Source organism: Lelliottia jeotgali (assembly GCF_016771845.1).
GTDB classification, from domain to species: Bacteria; Pseudomonadota; Gammaproteobacteria; order Enterobacterales; family Enterobacteriaceae; genus Enterobacter; species Enterobacter jeotgali.
The window spans coordinates 155,552-175,650 of the sequence record NZ_JAENMQ010000009.1; the positions used below are offsets into that span (position 1 = coordinate 155,552).

15 protein-coding genes are annotated in these 20,099 nt (G+C 48.0%); 7 read left to right on the forward strand and 8 right to left on the reverse strand.

Going from position 1 to position 20,099, the window contains the following annotated elements; genetic code table 11:
* Positions 1-10: 10 nt before the first annotated feature.
* The 4 genes from tdcC (at position 11) to JBO43_RS16650 (ending at position 5,453) form a co-directional block, all read left to right on the forward strand.
* Positions 11-1,342: a threonine/serine transporter TdcC gene (tdcC, locus tag JBO43_RS16635; protein ID WP_095283514.1), complete on the forward strand. Its 1,332-nt coding sequence runs from the start codon at positions 11-13 to the stop codon at positions 1,340-1,342.
* 30 nt (positions 1,343-1,372) lie between these two features.
* Positions 1,373-2,581 (forward strand): propionate kinase, encoded by a 1,209-nt coding sequence (gene tdcD / locus JBO43_RS16640; protein ID WP_095283513.1) that lies wholly within the window; start codon positions 1,373-1,375, stop codon positions 2,579-2,581.
* A gap of 15 nt (positions 2,582-2,596) precedes the next feature.
* A complete protein-coding gene (gene pflB / locus JBO43_RS16645; RefSeq protein ID WP_202674726.1) occupies positions 2,597-4,891 on the forward strand; it encodes a formate C-acetyltransferase in 2,295 nt (764 codons plus the stop codon).
* A gap of 151 nt (positions 4,892-5,042) precedes the next feature.
* Complete coding sequence (locus tag JBO43_RS16650; protein ID WP_202674727.1) at positions 5,043-5,453, forward strand: Spy/CpxP family protein refolding chaperone; 411 nt, start codon at positions 5,043-5,045, stop codon at positions 5,451-5,453.
* A gap of 105 nt (positions 5,454-5,558) precedes the next feature.
* Here the strand turns inward: JBO43_RS16650 and JBO43_RS16655 are convergent, their stop codons facing one another.
* Together JBO43_RS16655 and tssD are read right to left on the reverse strand one after the other, a co-directional pair.
* Positions 5,559-6,218 carry a DUF2931 family protein gene (locus JBO43_RS16655; protein ID WP_202674728.1) on the reverse strand — a complete coding sequence of 220 codons (660 nt, stop codon included), beginning with the start codon at positions 6,216-6,218 and terminating at the stop codon, positions 5,559-5,561.
* On the reverse strand, positions 6,215-8,203 hold the full coding sequence (gene tssD / locus JBO43_RS16660) for an Hcp family type VI secretion system effector (protein ID WP_202674729.1): 1,989 nt from the start codon (positions 8,201-8,203) through the stop codon (positions 6,215-6,217). Before tssD ends, JBO43_RS16655 begins: the two co-directional genes overlap by 4 nt.
* Before the next feature lie 525 nt (positions 8,204-8,728).
* On the opposite strand from tssD, the gene JBO43_RS16665 reads away from it, so the two are divergent.
* Together JBO43_RS16665 and JBO43_RS16670 are read left to right on the forward strand one after the other, a co-directional pair.
* The gene (locus tag JBO43_RS16665; protein WP_202674730.1) at positions 8,729-10,060 is read left to right on the forward strand and encodes an SLC5/6 family protein; all 1,332 of its coding nucleotides are present in this window, start codon (positions 8,729-8,731) and stop codon (positions 10,058-10,060) included.
* A 21-nt stretch (positions 10,061-10,081) separates the two neighbouring features.
* The gene (locus tag JBO43_RS16670) at positions 10,082-11,386 is read left to right on the forward strand and encodes an L-cysteine desulfidase family protein (RefSeq protein WP_202674731.1); all 1,305 of its coding nucleotides are present in this window, start codon (positions 10,082-10,084) and stop codon (positions 11,384-11,386) included.
* Positions 11,387-11,423: 37 nt separating this feature from the next.
* Here JBO43_RS16670 and JBO43_RS16675 read toward each other — a convergent pair whose 3' ends face one another.
* The gene (locus JBO43_RS16675; protein ID WP_095283508.1) at positions 11,424-12,125 is read right to left on the reverse strand and encodes a pirin family protein; all 702 of its coding nucleotides are present in this window, start codon (positions 12,123-12,125) and stop codon (positions 11,424-11,426) included.
* Positions 12,126-12,229: 104 nt separating this feature from the next.
* Between JBO43_RS16675 and JBO43_RS16680 the strand changes: the two genes are divergently transcribed.
* Positions 12,230-13,129: a LysR family transcriptional regulator gene (locus JBO43_RS16680; RefSeq protein ID WP_095283507.1), complete on the forward strand. Its 900-nt coding sequence runs from the start codon at positions 12,230-12,232 to the stop codon at positions 13,127-13,129.
* A gap of 40 nt (positions 13,130-13,169) precedes the next feature.
* Here JBO43_RS16680 and JBO43_RS16685 read toward each other — a convergent pair whose 3' ends face one another.
* The 5 genes from JBO43_RS16685 to JBO43_RS16705 form a co-directional block, all read right to left on the reverse strand.
* Positions 13,170-13,535 carry a DUF805 domain-containing protein gene (locus JBO43_RS16685; protein ID WP_103947023.1) on the reverse strand — a complete coding sequence of 122 codons (366 nt, stop codon included), beginning with the start codon at positions 13,533-13,535 and terminating at the stop codon, positions 13,170-13,172.
* A 108-nt stretch (positions 13,536-13,643) separates the two neighbouring features.
* Positions 13,644-14,621, reverse strand: coding sequence for a glutathione S-transferase family protein (locus JBO43_RS16690; RefSeq protein WP_202674732.1), 978 nt, complete (start codon positions 14,619-14,621; stop codon positions 13,644-13,646).
* A gap of 978 nt (positions 14,622-15,599) precedes the next feature.
* Positions 15,600-16,991: a TolC family protein gene (locus JBO43_RS16695; protein ID WP_202668382.1), complete on the reverse strand. Its 1,392-nt coding sequence runs from the start codon at positions 16,989-16,991 to the stop codon at positions 15,600-15,602.
* Positions 16,992-16,993: 2 nt separating this feature from the next.
* A complete protein-coding gene (locus tag JBO43_RS16700) occupies positions 16,994-18,925 on the reverse strand; it encodes an ABC transporter permease (RefSeq protein ID WP_202668383.1) in 1,932 nt (643 codons plus the stop codon).
* A gap of 8 nt (positions 18,926-18,933) precedes the next feature.
* Entirely contained in the window at positions 18,934-20,076 is a 1,143-nt protein-coding gene (locus tag JBO43_RS16705) for an efflux RND transporter periplasmic adaptor subunit (protein ID WP_202668384.1), read from the reverse strand.
* Between the last annotated feature and the right edge of the window lie 23 nt (positions 20,077-20,099).

Genomic DNA, 20,099 nt, shown 5'->3' on the forward strand with positions numbered 1-20,099 from the left:
AGGATAAATTATGAGCAACTCTGAAACCATTATTGCCAGTCAGACAAAAACGTCCTCCTGGCGAAAATCAGATACCACCTGGACACTGGGGCTGTTCGGTACCGCAATCGGTGCAGGCGTGCTGTTCTTCCCGATCCGCGCCGGTTTTGGCGGCCTGATTCCGATCCTGCTGATGCTGCTTCTGGCATACCCGATTGCCTTCTATTGCCACCGCGCGCTGGCACGTCTGTGTCTGTCTGGCAGCAACCCATCCGGTAACATTACCGAGACGGTCGAAGAGCATTTTGGTAAGACCGGCGGCGTGGTCATCACCTTCCTCTACTTCTTCGCCATCTGCCCGCTGCTGTGGATTTACGGCGTTACCATTACGAACACTTTCATGACCTTCTGGGAAAACCAGCTCCAGTTGCCTGCGCTGAACCGTGGCTTTGTCGCCCTGTTCCTGCTGCTGCTGATGGCCTTCGTTATCTGGTTTGGTAAAGACCTGATGGTGAAAGTGATGAGCTTCCTGGTGTTCCCGTTCATTGCCAGCCTGATCCTGATCTCCCTGTCGCTGATCCCTTACTGGAACTCGGCGGTGATCGACCAGGTCAACCTGAGTGATATCTCCTTTACCGGACACGATGGCATTCTGGTTACCGTCTGGCTTGGGATTTCCATCATGGTCTTCTCCTTCAACTTCTCGCCAATTGTCTCTTCGTTTGTGGTGTCAAAACGTGAAGAGTACGAAGGCGAATTCGGCAAAGAGTTCACCGAGCAGAAATGTTCCAAAATCATCGGTCGCGCCAGCATGCTGATGGTGGCGGTAGTGATGTTCTTCGCCTTTAGCTGCCTGTTCACGCTCTCTCCGCAGAACATGGCGGAAGCCAAAGCACAGAACATTCCCGTGCTGTCTTACCTGGCCAACCACTTTGCTTCGCTGTCAGGCACCAAATCGACATTCGCTACGGTGCTGGAATACGGCGCATCGATCATTGCCCTGGTCGCCATCTTCAAATCCTTCTTCGGACATTATCTCGGTACGCTGGAAGGGCTGAACGGCCTGGTGCTGAAGTTTGGTTACAAAGGCGATAAGAAGAAAGTTTCCGTCGGCAAACTCAACACCATCAGCATGATCTTCATCATGGGTTCCACCTGGGTGGTGGCTTACGCCAACCCGAACATTCTGGATCTTATTGAAGCGATGGGCGCACCGATTATCGCCTCCCTGCTGTGCCTGCTGCCGATGTATGCCATCCGCAAAACGCCAGCACTGGCGAAATACAAAGGCAGAACCGAGAACATCTTCGTTACCGCGATTGGCCTGCTGACCATTCTGAATATCGTTTACAAACTTTTCTGATTCAAAGCTCAGGATGAGCGGAGTAAAGACATGAATGAATTTCCGGTTGTATTGGTCATTAACTGTGGATCGTCCTCTGTGAAGTTTTCGGTACTGGATGCAGCGAGTTGTGATGCGCTGATGACCGGTATCGCAGATGGAGTGAACACCGAAAGTGCCTTTATATCCGTGAACGGGAGCGAGCCAGTCAAACTGGCTCGCAAGGACTACGAAGGGGCGCTGGCTGCCATCGCCCTGGAGCTGGAAAAGCGCGATTTGATGAGCAGCGTGGCCTTAATTGGCCACCGTATCGCTCACGGTGGCAGCCTGTTCAGCGAGTCCACCCTGATCACCGATGAGGTTATCGACCAAATCCGTCAGGTTTCCCCTCTGGCCCCGTTGCACAACTACGCTAACCTCAGCGGCGTGGAAGCCGCGCAGCAGCTGTTCCCAGGCGTGCAGCAGGTGGCGGTGTTTGATACCAGTTTCCACCAGACGCTCGCGCCACAGGCCTATCTCTACGGCCTGCCGTATCGCTTCTTTGAAGAACTGGGCGTGCGCCGTTACGGGTTCCACGGCACCTCCCACCGCTATGTTTCCCAGCAGGCCCGGTCCTTGCTGAATATTCCCGAAGCGGACAGCGGGTTGGTGATTGCGCACCTCGGTAACGGGGCGTCGATTTGCGCGGTCCGCAACGGACACAGCGTGGATACCTCGATGGGAATGACGCCGCTGGAAGGGCTGGTGATGGGCACGCGCTGTGGCGATGTCGATTTTGGCGCCATGTCCTGGATTGCCCAGCAGACCGGGCAGACGTTCGAGGATCTTGAGCGCGTCGTCAACAAAGAATCAGGCTTGCTCGGGCTTTCCGGCCTCTCGTCTGATTTACGCACTCTTGAAAAAGCCTGGCACGACGGACACGAGCGCGCCCGCCTCGCGATTGAGACCTTCGTCCATCGCATAGCCCGTCACATCGCCGGTCATGCCGCGTCCCTGCACCGTCTGGACGGCGTGGTCTTTACGGGCGGCATTGGCGAAAACTCAAAACTGATTCGCCAGCTGGTGGCCGACCGCCTGCAGGTATTTGGCATCCGGCTTGATGAGCAGAAAAACGCCCAGCCAGGTAGCGCGGGTGAGCGCATCATCTCCGCTGACACGTCCCGCGTGCCGTGCGCCGTGATCCCAACCAACGAAGAAAAAATGATCGCACTGGATGCCCTCCGTCTTGGAAAGGTCCATCTGGCTGCGGAAATCGCCTGATACAGAGAGAAAATCATGAAGGTTAATATCGATATTCGTGTCGCTCCCTACAGCGACGCGTGGGCCGGCTTTTGCGGTAACGAATGGCAAGACAGTATTAATGTGCGGGATTTTATCCAGCAAAACTACACGCCGTATGAGGGCGACGAGCACTTTTTAGCGCCCGCGACGCCTGCCACCACGGCGCTGTGGCAGAAGGTGATGGAGGGCATTCGTCAGGAAAACTCGACTCACGCTCCGGTCGATTTCGACACTAACGTCGCCACCACCATTACTGCCCACGGACCGGGCTATATCGAGAAAGCGCTGGAAACGATTGTCGGCCTGCAAACAGACAAGCCGCTGAAACGCGCCCTGCATCCGTACGGCGGGATCAACATGATCCGCAGCTCGTTTGAAGCCTATGGCCGCGAGATGGACCCGCAGTTTGAGTATCTGTTCACCCATCTGCGCAAAACTCACAACCAGGGTGTGTTTGACGTCTATTCCCCGGAGATGATGCGCTGTCGTAAATCCGGCGTGCTTACTGGTCTGCCGGACGGTTACGGGCGCGGGCGCATTATCGGCGACTATCGCCGCGTGGCGCTGTACGGCATCAGCTATCTGGTGCGTGAACGCGAGCTGCAGTTTGCCGATCTGCAGCCGAGAATGGAGCGCGGAGAAGATCTGGAGGCGACCATTCGCCTGCGTGAAGAGTTATCCGAGCACCGCCGCGCGTTGCTGCAAATCCAGGAGATGGCGGCGAAATATGGCTGTGATATTTCGCGCCCGGCGATGAACGCCCAGGAGGCGGTGCAGTGGCTGTACTTTGCCTATCTGGCGGCGGTGAAATCACAGAACGGCGGGGCGATGTCCCTGGGCCGCACGGCGACCTTCCTTGATATTTACATCGAACGCGACATGAAGGCCGGACGCCTGAACGAGCAGCAGGCGCAGGAGTTGATCGACCACTTCATCATGAAGATCCGCATGGTGCGCTTCCTGCGTACACCGGAATTCGACACCCTGTTCTCAGGCGATCCGATTTGGGCCACGGAAGTGATCGGCGGGATGGGATTAGATGGCCGTACGCTGGTCAGCAAATCTTCGTTCCGCTATCTGCACACGCTCAACACGATGGGGCCTGCGCCGGAGCCGAACCTGACGATCCTGTGGTCCGAACAGCTGCCGATTGCTTTCAAAAAATATGCCGCGCAGATGTCGATCGCTACTTCCTCGTTGCAGTACGAGAATGACGATCTGATGCGTGCCGATTTCGACAGCGATGATTACGCCATCGCCTGCTGCGTCAGCCCGATGGTGATCGGCAAGCAGATGCAGTTCTTCGGTGCGCGCGCCAACCTCGCCAAAACGCTGCTGTACGCAATCAATGGCGGGGTGGATGAGAAGCTGAAAATCCAGGTCGGACCGAAAACCGAACCGCTGCTCGACGATGTGCTGGATTACGACACCGTGATGGCGAGCCTGGATCACTTTATGGACTGGCTGGCGGTGCAGTACATCAGCGCCCTGAACCTGATCCACTTCATGCACGATAAATACAGCTATGAAGCCTCGCTGATGGCCCTGCACGACCGCGATGTACATCGCACGATGGCGTGCGGGATCGCGGGCCTGTCGGTGGCGGCGGATTCCCTGGCGGCGATCAAGTACGCCACGGTGAAACCGGTGCGCGACCACACCGGCCTGGCGGTCGACTTCGTGATAGAAGGGGAGTATCCGCAGTACGGCAACAATGACGATCGGGTGGACAGCATCGCCTGCGATTTGGTGGAGCGCTTTATGAAGAAAATTCAGGCGCTGCCGACCTATCGCAACGCTGTGCCGACGCAGTCGATTCTGACCATCACCTCGAACGTGGTGTACGGCCAGAAAACGGGTAACACACCGGATGGACGTCGTGGCGGCACGCCATTTGCGCCGGGGGCGAACCCGATGCATGGGCGCGATCGCAAAGGTGCGGTGGCCTCGTTAACGTCTGTCGCGAAATTGCCGTTCACCTACGCCAAAGACGGGATTTCTTACACCTTCTCAATTGTGCCGCAGGCGCTGGGCAAAGACGAAGGGGTACGTAAAACTAACCTGGTCGGTCTGCTGGACGGATATTTCCACCATGAAGCGGCCATCGAAGGCGGGCAACACCTGAACGTCAACGTTATGAACCGGGAAATGCTGATGGATGCCATTGAACATCCAGAGAATTATCCGAACCTGACAATCCGCGTTTCAGGCTATGCAGTGCGCTTCAACGCCCTGACGCGTGAACAGCAGCAGGACGTGATTTCACGAACTTTCACCCAGGCCATTTAAGCCAACACCTGTGGATACGCCCCCTTCCATGAAGGGGGCTTTTTTTTGCCCGCTGCACATACAAATTTGTTTATATAATTGATCACACATCTTCATCCAGTCTTGAAAAACAATGCACCTGCTTCCCCTACAACTCTTTAAGGACAGTAAGATGATGAAAATGACCCGTATTGCTCTGCTCGCAGCAACGCTCGCTGGTTTTAGTTTTACCGCGCAGGCGGCAAACGTTGAGGCCGCACCGTCCCCGTCGCAAGATCCTCTCGTGCAGCATCTTAAACTCAGTACCGATCAGGTGAAGAAAATTGAAGATCTGCACCAGAAACTGGAAGATAACGTCAGCAAAATCCCGATGACCGGCGTGAAAGATGGTGCGCTGATTGAGATGTTCCAGTCCGGAAAATGGAACGAAAGCGTAGTAAAAAATCAACTGTCCGCTTTTAGCAAAGTAGAAGAACAAGCGCGCTACTATCGCGTGAAATACTACTTCGACGTCAGCCAGGTGCTCACGCCGGAGCAGCGTAAGCAGATCAAAACCGATATGGCGAATGCACTGAGCGAGTGATTCTGTTCGCCCGCGAAAGTCGCGGGCGTTTTGATGTGGTGTTTGTGGGAATGCTTTTGCTGTGTTGGCGATCATTCTTTGTATCCGCAGTAAGAGCGGGTTAATTTACCAATCGCCGTAGGGGTAGGTTTTGCCTTTAATAAATTCTTCTGTCTCTTTGGTATATTCGTAACCCTGCGAATGTTGAGTTATCCCTTTACAACCATCCAGTCTATCGCCGGATAATGTGATTATTTTTTCCGGTTCTACCGGACTGCTACCATTGCCGCTGGCAGTGTTCTGTAGCCAAACCTTTACTTTACCTTCAGGAGCTAAGCCAAACAGTAAAGTATTAAACCAGGCCATTTCACCATAATCGTCTAACCCTGTTGAAACACTCATCTTTTGCCTGACGGATTCGGGAAAAGTCACATGCGTTTCGTAGGTTTTTTTATCAATGACAGAGTCCCAACAAAACAGCATTGTCACCGGAGGGTGCCGGATTTTATTGAACTGTGCATGTCGTCTGACTTTATTATTCCATGTGCTAACTGTCGCCCAATTGTCCTGAATACTATCCAGACTCCTGAATGAGTAAAGGATTTTTTTGTCATCGATGATACCAACATAGGTAACATCAGCGGGCAAAGCCTTCGGAGTGAAAAACGTAAATTCAATCAGTCCATAGGGCATCTTACCCGTTTCTTCTGGTGTTATGGACTTGCCGGATTGGCACCCGAATAAAGCAAGTACCAAAGCAAATAGGGACTGTTTTCCATAACTCATTTTTGAATTCCATCCATGTTGTAGATTGTCCTTTGCCAGTTTTCATCTGGCCTGTTTACAAAACCAAGGGTCTCAGACATTGAGGCTCCACCGTAGGGCTTTTGGGTTCTATCAAAAATAATGCTGTTCCAGTTTGCCGAGCAGTGGATAAGGTTTTTAGCAATACAATCAGTTTCTTGCTGATTAAATTCTGACGGAATTTTCCCAGAACGACATGCTTGCCCCATTAATATCGATTTTTCACATAGTTTTAAAAGATCTGGGCTGAGATTTAGGGCATCATTTTTTTGAATTTCCTTAAACACCACCCCAGCATCCTGCGCTGCATCGATCATCACTCGCAGTACCACCTTAGACCAGTCGTTCTTCACGATGCGCTTTTTCATGACCAGAGCCGCAAACGCACGTTTCTGCATTCCTTCTCTCGGATGGGCTGGCATCCTTGTGTCCTCCCAGACGTCAGCCGTAATGTCATAGGTGCGGATTAACGGTGCCAATACCGCAGAAAGTTTCAGAATCGGTAGCTGCTCCATGGCATGCCGGTATGCTCGTGTATCCGTCAGCGGTGTATCCAGCGGCACGGTTTCCACTTCCGGATGCGTCAGATAGAGATTTTCCCGCATCACAGGCAGGTAGCCACCGCCGATATCGGAATGCGCTCCGGGCAGAGCGAGCTCCGGCCAGGCGGGCTGCACGCTGTTCAAAGCGAAGTTAAAACGGCACTCGTGCTGCGCCGTGATGTGAAATACTTTCTCTGCCACGCCGGGACGTAGCACGATATTGACGTCACCGGTGTTAGCCGTGTGCGGATTAAGTCCATTTTGCGGTGTGCCGATGGCGGCGACGGTATCAAAAATACCGATAAAGCGAGTTTTTCCTGCCGGAGCACCCGCGTATTCGACGTTATTCAATCCCTGGCGGATGGCATTGATAATGTCCCGATCTTCCATCTGAATGCTGTTGGCAAAGTGGCGTGCCGCCGCCGCACCGCGACTAAAACCGAAGATATCGAATCTAAACTCAGTCACTTTCAGGGAAGGAACTGATACAAACTCCCTGATATCATCAAAGAACTTTTTAATCGCTCCCGCAATCTGCTTCACCGCCAGATCCGTCTTCGCAATCACCCCGGTATCTGCCACCCCAAAACTCAGCCCAATCATGCTGTCCGGTTTTCCCGCCTCGGTACCGATCCCCTCAACGTAAATGGCCGCCTGCGCCTGCCCTGAATCAATGGGCAGATCCGTTTTGTACAACGTATTTAACCAGTGAATATTGGTGTACCCGCCGGTATAGCTGATCGCCCCGGTCCCGGAGATGCCCATCTGTTCCTGAGCCGTACGCGCCAGAATGCTCTCAGCATCAGGGTCGGAGAGGTCGAAGTGCGCGGCGGTACAGGCGGCGAGCATATTTTGCGTGTTGACAGCATTATTGCCGGTTCCATCAAAAAACACCCCGAGGGTCAGGGTGATATTCCGTTTTTCAGGCTGCTTTTGTTCAGACGGAGGGAATATTTCATTATACTTTTCCGGCAACACCAGATCGCTGAACTCGGTATTCGCAATGAGATGTTTACTGCGAATATAATCATAACTCACGCTGATACTTTCAGTATCCAACATATCCTTCGTCACCGAACTCGATATAGCTTGAATCGATGCGCCGTGCAGTTCGATATGATAATACTTTTCCTGGCGGCCAAACCGGTTAGTACGGTAATAATCAAAGCTCAGCCGCAGCTTTTCATTTTCATTTATCGCCGCCATCAGAAGCGGTGAGCTTTTGTCGACCGGCTTGGTGAAGCTCAGTCCCTGGTGATGCACACCATCTGTGGTACTGACACTGCTGGATGAGAGCTGATAAACAAGGATTTCGTTTTCATGTCGATACTGAAAGCGGTTGCCGATCGATTTTTCTGTTCCACAGCCAGAGGATATTTCCCCCGGACGCTCTCCCATCAGCGTTAAATAGATAACGTTGCTCATTCAATGATGTCCTTTTCATTGATTAATAAAATATATTGATGTGATTAATAAAGCAGGTCAGGAGTGTAGTCTTTTTACGCTCGTCAATATTGTCGTTAGTGTCATAGAATCAGAAAATAAATATCATGACGAGTGGTTTTTCCGGACCGACATATCAAGAAATAAAGGAGAGATGAGCAGGGAAATGCAATCTGTGAAGTCTCCAGGACCAGGGCTGCTCAAAAGTCCCCACAAAGAGAAATCGCGTTCACACGGAAAATCAATCAACAACGCGGGTTTGTCGCGGGCGTTTTAATTCTTTGAACTGTGTCACTGTTAGAAACGTGTTTCTAAAATCCCTTCTTTCAGAGCATTTTTTCCTTTTAACACCCAAAAACCGCACAAATGTTGTGACTTTTTTCTCTTGCGCCCTCGGTATCATCTCTCCATTCAAATAATAAGCACCTGTACTCTTCTGGCTCATTATCGCTGGTGAGCGGAACCCATAAAAATAACTGTTTACCCTACAAAATAAGCGAGTGCCTTATGTATACGGCGACAAACAACAGCGTTATTGTGATTGATTCCCCGGCGGCAAGACGGGCGGGAATGAGTGAAAGCGAGTGGCAGGAAGCGATTAAATTCGACAGTAATGACACCGGCTGGGTGATCATGAGTATCGGCATGGCGATTGGTGCGGGGATTGTTTTTCTCCCTGTGCAGGTCGGATTAATGGGGCTTTGGGTTTTTCTGCTCTCATCAATTATTGGCTATCCGGCGATGTATCTCTTTCAGCGTTTATTTATTAACACGCTGGCAGAATCCCCCGAGTGCAAAGATTACCCGAGTGTGATCAGCGGTTATCTCGGCAAAAACTGGGGCATCTTATTAGGTGCGCTCTATTTCGTGATGCTGGTTATCTGGATGTTTGTTTATTCCACCGCGATTACCAACGACAGCGCCTCATATTTGCATACCTTTGGCGTCACCGATAGCCTGTTATCTGAAAACCCTTTCTACGGTCTATTTCTGATTTGTATCCTGGTGGCCATTTCATCACGCGGTGAAAAGCTGTTGTTTAAAGTGTCGAGCCTGATGGTTCTGACCAAGTTGCTGGTGGTTGCAGCGCTCGGTCTGTCGATGATTGGCATGTGGCAGCTGATTAACGTCGGGATGCTGCCGCCGATGGGCTTACTTATCAAGAACGCCATCATCACACTGCCGTTTACCTTAACCTCTATTCTCTTTATTCAGACACTCAGTCCGATGGTGATCTCTTATCGCTCGCGGGCCAAATCTATCGAAGTGGCGCGCCATAAAGCGCTGCGGGCGATGAATATTGCGTTCGGTATTCTGTTTGTGACGGTCTTTTTCTATGCGGTTTCGTTTACCCTGGCGATGGGGCATGACGAGGCGGTGAAAGCGTACGAACAAAATATCTCGGCTCTGGCGATTGCCGCGCAGTTTATTAGCGGCGACGGTGCGGGCTGGGTCAAAATCGTCAGCGTTATCTTAAATATCTTTGCCGTGATGACCGCGTTCTTCGGCGTTTATTTAGGCTTTCGGGAAGCGACGCAGGGTATTGTGATGAATGTGCTGCGCCGCAAATTGCCTGAAGAGAAGATCAATGAGCGTCTGGTGCAGCGCGGAATAATGCTATTCGCCATTCTGCTGGCCTGGAGTGCGATTGTTCTCAATGCACCGGTCCTGAGTTTTACCTCTATTTGTAGCCCGATCTTTGGCATGGTCGGCTGTTTAATTCCGGCGTGGCTGGTCTATAAAGTCCCCGCGCTGCACAAATATAAAGGCGTATCACTGGTGATTATTATTATTACCGGGCTGCTGCTTTGTGTTTCTCCTTTCCTCGCGTTCTCCTGAGGGGCAATTAAGGTCGTAACGATGTCTGAGCAAATTAATCCTTTATGGAATCATTTTATTCGTGCCGTGCAGGAGGAAGTCAAACCTGCGCTGGGGTGTACGGAACCGATCTCGCTGGCGCTGGCCTGCGCAATCGCCGCGCAGCAGTTATCCGGAGCAGTCACGCGCATTGAGGCCTGGGTCTCTCCGAACCTGATGAAAAACGGTCTCGGCGTGACGGTACCGGGTACCGGCATGGTGGGTCTGCCGATTGCCGCTGCGCTGGGTGCTCTGGGTGGCAATGCGCAGGGCGGGCTTGAAGTGCTGAAAGGCGTTTCAACGGATAGCGTTGAGCAGGCGAAGGCGCTGCTCAACGCGGGAAAAGTGCAGGTGAAATTGCAGGAACCGTGCGCGGAGATCCTCTATTCCCGAGCGCGCGTCTACGCCGGCGAAGAGTCGGCGAGTGTAACGATTGCGGGCGGGCATACACGCGTCGTGCAGATAACCTGTCAGGGTGAAACCCGCTTCATGCTGGACGAGCAGCCGCAAAGCGACGCCGACGATCCGCTGGCCATGCTTTCACGCACCACGCTGTCGCAGATCCTTGAGTTTGTCGAACAGGTTCCGTTCTCAAAGATTGGGTTCATTCTGGAGGCCGCGCGTCTGAACGATGCACTTTCCCGCGAAGGACTCACCGGGCAATGGGGGCTGCATATAGGTGCGACGTTGAATAAGCAGCGCTCTCGCGGATTTATGGCGCAGGATTTGGGCTCGGATATTGTCATTCGCACCAGCGCTGCGTCGGATGCGCGGATGGGCGGAGCGACACTCCCGGCCATGAGCAATTCCGGTTCAGGCAATCAGGGGATCACCGCAACCATGCCCGTACTGGTGGTGGCCGAGCATCTTCAGGCTGACGACGAAAAGTTGGCGCGGGCGCTCATGCTCTCGCATCTGGCGGCGATCTACATCCACTACCAGCTTCCACGTTTATCAGCGCTGTGCGCGGCCACCACGGCAGCGATGGGCGCGGCGGCGGGAATGGCGTGGCTGCTCGATGGACGCTATCAAACGCTGTCGATGGCGATCAGCAGCATGATTGGTGACGTAAGCGGTATGATTTGCGATGGCGCTTCCAATAGCTGTGCCATGAAAGTGTCAACCAGCGTGGGAAGTGCCTGGAAAGCGGTGATGATGGCGTTGGATGATTCTGCTGTGACGGGCAACGAAGGGATTGTGGCCGATGATGTGGAGCACTCAATCGCCAATTTGTGCTCACTGGCGTGTCAGTCGATGCAGGCCACCGATCGGCAGATTATCGAGATTATGGCGAATAAGGCGACTTGACGTGCAGGCTCTCTCCCGTGAAGGGAGAGAGTCGTTATTACACCGGCAAATCAATCAGCAGCGCGCGCAGCGGAGTATCGGCGACCAGCGTAATGTTCGCTTCATCGCGAATAAACGCGCCGTCACCGCAGGTGAGCGCTTCTTTCTCTTCCGTATGCGTCAGAGCATGTACCGTGCCGTGAATGGATTGCAGGTAGGCGCGTGGCCCGTGGAGCTGGAAGCTCGCCTGTTCACCTTTTTTCAACTCGATATGATGCAACCATACCTGCTGGCGCAGTTGCAGGCTGCCGTTGCTGCCATCCGGCGTTGCTATCAGCTGCTGTTTATCGCCGCTGAGATTGATCTTCTGCACCAGCGGATTTTCCCGCTCCGGGCAGGCGTCCAGCCACAGCTGCATACGCGTTAGCGTCTTATCTTTGCTGAGGTTGTGTTCGCTATAGCTAATGCCCGGCTGCGTTGATATCAGCAACGCTTCGCCCGCCTTCGCCTGGACATGATTGCCCTCGCTGTCGCGATATTCCGCTTCACCTTCCAGGATCAGATTCAGGATATCCACTTTCGGATACGTGCGAGGCTGGAAGGAGGCGCCCGGTGCGAGCACTTCCTGATTCAGCACGCGCAGTGAGGCGTAACCGAGCAGTTTTGGGTCAAAGTAGTGTCCAAAGGAAAAGGTGTAGCGGGCCTGCAGCCAACCGAAATCGGCTTGTCCGCACTGTTTTGCTGTTCTTGTCGTAATCATAAAACTGACCTCTCTTTACACTAAAACAATGGTAAAGGTATGGACGCTTCATTGTTAGCCAGATATTCTGCCCGGTATGTTCAAATTTCCTGAATGAGAACGAGATGGCTAAAGAGAGAGCATTGACGCTTGAGGCGCTGCGCGTCATGGACGCGATAGACAGGCGTGGCAGCTTTGCCGCTGCGGCAGACGAGCTGGGGCGCGTTCCATCTGCCCTGAGCTACACCATGCAGAAGCTCGAAGAAGAGCTGGATGTGGTGCTTTTCGACCGTTCCGGTCACCGAACAAAATTCACTAATGTCGGGCGAATGCTGCTGGAGCGTGGCCGCGTTCTGCTCGAAGCAGCCGACAAACTGACCACCGACGCCGAAGCTCTGGCGCGTGGTTGGGAAACCCATCTGACGCTGGTCACCGAAGCGCTGGTGCCGACTTCGGCGCTGTTCCCGCTGGTGGACCGTCTGGCCGCCAAAGCCAACACCCAACTCTCGGTCATTACCGAAGTGCTGGCAGGCGCGTGGGAGCGGCTGGAGACGGGCAGGGCGGACATCGTGATCGCGCCTGACATGCACTTCCGCTCCTCGTCGGAGATCAACTCGCGCAAGCTTTATAGCGTGATGAACGTCTACGTTGCCGCGCCGGATCACCCGATTCATCAAGAGCCGGAGCCGTTATCCGAAGTGACTCGCGTGAAGTATCGCGGCGTGGCGGTGGCGGATACTGCGCGGGAACGACCGGTGCTCACCGTTCAGTTGCTGGACAAGCAGCCGCGTCTGACGGTGACCTCTCTGGAAGACAAGCGTCAGGCGCTGTTAGCGGGCCTGGGTGTCGCCACGATGCCGTATCCGTTTGTGGAAAAAGATATCGCTGAAGGGCGACTGCGCGTGGTCAGCCCGGAATACACTAACGAAGTGGATATTATTATGGCGTGGCGTCGTGACAGCATGGGCGAGGCCAAATCCTGGTGTCTGCGCGAAATCCCGAAACTGTTCGCGCATCATAAGTAGTTTTTGTAGGCCCGGATCGCTACGCGTCTCCGGGCAAATTTCACGGCTGTAACTTAGGGTCCGGCCCGAAGCGGTTTTCGCCCGGCGTACCGCTCTGGCAGTTAAAGGCCAGAATGATCAGCCAGCCGATAATCGGAATCAAAATCAGCAGCAACCACCACGCTGAACGATCCGTATCGTGAAGACGGCGGAACAACACAGCCCAGGAGGGCAGTAGAACCAGCACGGCGTAAATCGTGGTGAGAATGCCTTCGCCACCCGCGCGTTCCCACCCCAGAATTTTATCGACAATACCTAGCACGATGGCGAGGATGAAGTTCACCAGAATGAACATCCAGTACTCTTTGCGACGCGCACGGCCACCAAATCCAACGTAGTTTCTCAGTACTTTTAGATACCAGTCCATTTTCCTTAGCCTCGATATTCAGTCAATCACTTGTTTTTTAAGCAATCACTTAAAGCGTAGACGGGAATAAAAGAGTGGTAAAGGCGCCACAGTGGGCGCCTTTATGCTTTAGCGAAAACGCGTATCGCGACCGTGCGGTTCGTCCAGATCCTGCCACGGACCGATGGAAATAATCCCCGTCGGGTTGATCGTTTTGTGGCTGCGATAGTAGTGGGTGCGGATGTGGTCGAAATCGACGGTTTCAGCAATACCTTCCATTTGATAAATATCGCGCAGGAAACCGTACAGATTCAGGTAATCGCTGATGCGGTGTTTGTCGCATTTAAAGTGGGTGACGTAAACCGGATCGAAACGCACCAGCGTGGTCCACAAGCGAATGTCGGCTTCTGTCAGGCGGTCGCCCGTCAGATAACGGTGCTGGCCAAGGATTTGTTCGAGGCGCGCCAGAGATTCAAACACCTTACCGACCGCTTCGTCGTAAGCTTCCTGGCTGGTGGCGAAACCGGCTTTGTAAACGCCATTGTTGACGTTGTCGTAAATCCAGCTGTTCAGTTCGTCGATTTTATCGCGCAGTTCCGGCGGATAAAAATCACCGGCCCGTGCACCGTGCGCATCAAACGCAGTATTGAACATACGGATGATCTCAGCGGATTCATTACTGACGATGGTCTGGTTTTTCTTGTCCCACAGAACCGGCACAGTGACGCGTCCGGTGTAGTGCGGGTCGGCGCGCAGGTAAAGCTGATAGAGGAAATCGTGGTGATACAGTTCATCGCCGGTGGCGGCAGGGAAATCACTGTCGAAGGTCCAGCCGTTTTCCAGCATCAGCGGATTGACGACGGAAACGGGAATTAAGGAATCCAGCCCTTTCAGTTTGCGCACGATCAGCGTGCGGTGTGCCCACGGACAGGCCAGAGAAACGTACAGGTGGTAGCGATCTTTTTCTGCCGCAAAACCGCCTTCACCGCTTGGGCCCGGTGCGCCATCGGCGGTGAGCCAGTTACGGAAGGCCGAAACAGAACGCTTGAAGCGTCCTCCAGTGGATTTGGTGTCATACCAGGTTACCCCAACACTTTTGTCTCTCAAAGCTCTCGAATAAAAAAATATACAATTACTATCAAGATGATAGGAAAATGAACAGTTCAAGATTTGTATGGGGAACCTCTCGAATATCAAATATTCGGTGGTAAGTAAATGAGCGGATAAAGGTAAACGATAAACAGTAAATAATTTTTATTAATAGGCATTAATTAATCAAATGTGGTTTTGTTTAATGACGAAATTATCCACTAAAAACACCATTAAGTTAAAAAATAATTCTGCATGTGAATTTTTCTGCGTTTGTAATAAAATTAAAATTAAAACGAAAGCAGAAATTAAATTATTATGGATGTTTCAATATGGGAAAGATCCATTATCACACAACAAACTAAAACACTTAATATAACGACCTTAATAAAATCATCATAAATATCTACAGATAACCTTATTCATTATCAATCAATCTCTTCCATTAAGTAACATTAGCAATAATAGATTGCCTTTCGAGAAAGGCAACGTTAACTCCAAAGGAGAGATCCGTTTATAATAGCAGTCGATATGATACTGGCAATGAAAATTAATATTTGCAAAGTAGAGATATAATGAAATAATAAATCAAATTATAGATATGAGTTTATCACACTTAATTATAAATGGAAATTTGAGTTCAATCGAAGGTTTTAAGTTCATTTTAGCGGCTATACCAAGTATGTTTTCAAAGTACTTCCATTAAATTTATTTTTCAGGTCCAGGTAAGCCTAAGGGGCAAAAGTTCCATTAGAATATTCATCGAAGTATCATAGATTGCATATTTGCTTGATATTATGTATAGGAAGAAATAAATATCCTTTATAAATCGACATGCAGAGACACATAAACCATGATGCTATATTAGAGTGTCAAGGAGTAAATAATATATCATAAATACCCTCTCCTCAATCACATAGTGATTGAGGAGAGGGGTAATTTAGAATAAGTTCGTTAATTAAGGCGTAAATTTGTAATTTAATGCATGAAAATTTTTCATGACGAACCTGGATTATCTCTAGAGACATCGAGGAATTGCCCACCAAAAATTGAAATCAAAAGCCTCAAGGAAACTGAGTAATACTGGACCTCTGCATTGATCAGTGATTTTTGAGCAGAAGCATAAAAAACTTCAGCATCCAAGACTGATTGCAAGTCAGAATATCCAACCTTAAACCTGCTCTCAGCAATAAACAGCCTTTTCTTTGCTAAAATTAGAGATTTCTTTTGGTTTTCTTTCATTTCCTCGGCAAGTATTTGCGCATCGACAAGATTTTTAACCTCCGTTAGTGCATTTAACACTGTAATTCTTAAGTCTAATCTTGCCTCTTCAACTGATATTTTTGCACTATCAACATCAGCATCAATCTTATACCATTCTATGAATGGCAGGGACAATGATGCATTTAGTGATCTTACAGGAGAAGAAAACAAACTATCCACAAATGAACTTGCTGAGGACAATGCGGCACTTAGCGAAATGTCTGGATAGTACCTAGAATATTGTAAATCCAGGCTTTTAAGTTCTGATTCAAGTTGATATTCTGATATTATTATTTCTGGTTTGCAACCAAGAATATTTAATGGAAGTTGTGCAGGTGTAGTTAGCTTTTTGGAAAAATCCGCTGCCGTATTGAAAGGTAAATCTTCATTTACGGATTTATCGAGGAATACAGCAAGATACTCTCTCTTGCCTGAAAGAGATACAGCAACATTTTGAATTTGATCGTCATAATCATTAATTATTTGTCTTGCTGCATAAACATCCACTGGATTAACCAGACCATTTTTAAAACGTGATTCAATTAAATTTAGTCTTAGACGATAGTTTTCACGTTCTTCTTTAAGAAAATGAAGTTCCTTGTAGGTTTTTAAAACATCCCAGTATGTAATTAGAAAGTTTTCAATAACTTTTAGTTTTGTACGCCTGCTTTCCTCAACTGCTATTTTTAGGCTTAACTCAGCAAGGTTAATATTAATTTTACGTTGACTATTTAAATCCATATTATAACTTAGTGAAGAAGATAGAGAAAAACTATCATGTGAGCCATAACCATTCTTTATAATTCGAGAGTTACCATAACCACCGTTAATTGAAATCGATGGGTATTTATCAAAACTAACTTGTTTAATATTATTTTGTTCACGTTCGACGCGTTTACTAAGAAGTTTTAAATCATTATTATTTATATCTAATGATTTTACCAACGACGACAGAGTGTCATCATTTACTTCATGTAAAAAAGTATTTAAATCATAGTGTGTTGAATGTGGCAAATTTTTAATGCATTGATTCAATGTAACTTTTTCTGTAGTACTATGTTTAGTATTTACTTTACTGCAAGAAACCAATACTAAAAAAAGTGGAAATAAAATATATATATGCATATTTACTCTCGAGTAAGAGCAACCCTTGGTTGAAGGCGGGAGGCATTTCTAGCGGGAATGTATCCAAAAAAGACCCCTGTAAATGCAGATGAGATTAAAGCGAGAATAGCTGATGTACTGTCAAATATTAAAGGCACGTCATTTAAAATAATGGGTGTAACCAGACATATAAGCCACGATGTTAGCACTCCAATTCCTCCTCCAAAAAAACAAAGCATGGATGATTCAATTAAGAATTGAAGTAAAATGTCTTTAGGTTTTGCACCAATCGCAATACGTATTCCAATTTCCTGAGTGCGCTCTGTAACAGAAACAAGCATGATATTCATGATGCCCACACCACCAACAACTAATGATATTGCTGCTATCGTTGCGATAAGACGACTCATAATATCTGAGGTTTTGTTAACAGCATCAGTAAAGTATTTATTTGAAACAAAATGAAAATCATTCTTACCATGAAGAGTGAGTAATAATTTCGTAACATCTTCTTGTAATATATCGATATTATGACTGGTCTTAATTACAATCTTGCTTATAGCATTATTACCTGAAACTCTTGAAATCATAGAAGTTACAGGCATCCAGCTATCTGCTTGGTTATTTTTTGCTTTTCCGATTTTAGCTACGCCAATAACTTTGAATGCAATGCCATTCACTTTAACTGTGCTGCCTATTATACTTTCACTTTCATGGAATAAAGCTCTTGCAACGTCCTCATCAATAACAATGGACTGTGACATTTCACTGATATCTGACGTCGAAAAAAAGGCACCATTCGTTAGTTGCATTTCTTTAATTTCAGCGTAATCAACGTTGACACCTGACAGGGTGACGTCGACACGCTCTCTACCTTTTGATATCGTAACTGAACCAGAAATGAGAGGGGATACTGCGTCAATACCATTAAGTGATTTAATAAAATCTACATCTGAAAATTTGAGTGATTTACGGTCTGTGGAGTTTGAATATTTCCAAGATTCTCCGGGAAGTACTTCAAATGTATTGTCAGCCAACATAGATATTTGATCAAGAACCTTTTTTTTAGAGCCTTCGCCTATTGCTATTGATATAATCACAGAGCATATACCAATGATAATCCCAAGCACTGAGAGAAATGATCTTAATTTATGCGACGAAAGAGCCTTCATTGAAAATTTAAATGCACTCAATATCGTTCTGAAAAATGATGAAGGTTTGTGATTTTTTTTTAAATCAAAAAAAATTTTTTTGGGAAATGTATCACATTCAGTAGCTCTGATTATTTTTCCATCGGATATTTCAACTATTCTTTCTGCTTGTGCAGCCAGGTCACGATCATGAGTCACCAAAATTATGGTATGGCCTGCTTTATTAAGTTCGTGCATTGCTTTCATTACACTTTGTGCAGTTTTGCTGTCTAACGCTCCCGTAGGCTCATCTGCGAGAATAACTTTAGGGTCATTCATAAGTGCCCTTCCGATGCTAACTCGTTGTTGCTGCCCGCCAGAGAGTTGAGAGGGTAGATTATGTTCCAGATGTCTTATTCCTAAGTGATCAAGAATCAATCCAACCTTTTTGACTGCCTCTTTGTGATTGATACCACCATATACAGAAGGTATTAAAATGTTATCCTTTACATTTAAATAAGGAATAAGATGATAGCGCTGAAAAATGAATCCAATTAAGCTATTCCTCATGACCGGATAGTCTACATGGTTACTTTCATTAATTATATTTCCATCTATAGAAACAAATCCTGACTCAGGTTTTTCCATAAGACCAATAATGTTTAGCAATGTTGATTTCCCAGAACCGGAAGCTCCAACTATAGCAATAAATTCACCATGTCGTATTTGAAGGGTTACATCATTCAACACCACAGTTTCAATTCCATTGTGATTATACGAATGTGATAAATTCCGTATATCAACAATGTAGTTTTCATTATACATATTGAACCTTACTTAGAAACTTTATGTTCTGATATAATCGCAATATCTCCTTCGGAGAGACCTTTAACTACTTCACTATATATACCATCTGTGAGACCTGCGACTATTTCACGATTTTCAATACCATTCTCTCCCTGGATACTGATAACATATCGATCAGAACCAATAGGTCTATTTAGTAGTGAATTTGGGATTCGCAATACCTTTTCTCTCATATCAGTCACAATATGTGCATCGACAGTCATAGATGGTAGTAACGAATGATTTTTATTCTCTATTTCAAAACCAGCTGCATAATATGCACTGGTTTTGTTTTGGTTGTCAGAAGAAATTTGTGTATCTGAGTTCAAAAATTCAGATGTTGCTTTTTGTACAAACTTTACCTTGCTACTGTAGGTGTTTTTAATATCAGATGTTGAGTTGAAGTAAACATCTTGACCAACTACAATCTTTCTAACATCAACTTCATTAATCGAAATATTCACCTTCATAATATCAAGATTTGCCAATACAATGAGTGTAGGAGAATTCTGTGAAGATACTATTGTTTGTCCTTCGCTGGCAATAATTCCGAGAACTTCACCATCAATAGGTGCGACAATTCGTGTATAATTTAGTTTGGCCTTAGCTGATTCAAGATCCATTGCTGCCTGAATAATCTGCATTTTATTTGTCTTTAAGCCAATTTCGCTTTCCTCAAGTGCGAATTTCGCATCATCAAAGTCTTTTTTTACACCAGCACCATCAAAATCGAGTCCTTTTTGTCTCTTTAACTCAAGACGTGCTCGCTTTACATTTATATTAGATAATTCGATATTAGAGCGTGCATTCTCTAACTGAGCCTGAGCTTTACTCACTTCATTTTGTTGTAATGTAGGGTCTATTTCTATTAAAAGTTGTCCTTTTTTTACATTTTGTCCTTCTGTCACATATATTTTTTTAATCTGGCCGTCAACCTGAGCACCAACTTTTACAAATTGGCTGGGTGTAAGTATACCGCTTGCGAGTACTGTTTTTGTAATATTACCCTTTTCTGCTTCAACTGTTTCATACATGATGCCTTCATCTCTATTAATTTGAATAAATAAGATAACTGAGGCTGTAATAAAAAAAACAAAGCTACAAATAATGGCTAATTTTAGATTTTTCATATAATTTATTGCTGGCGCGCACA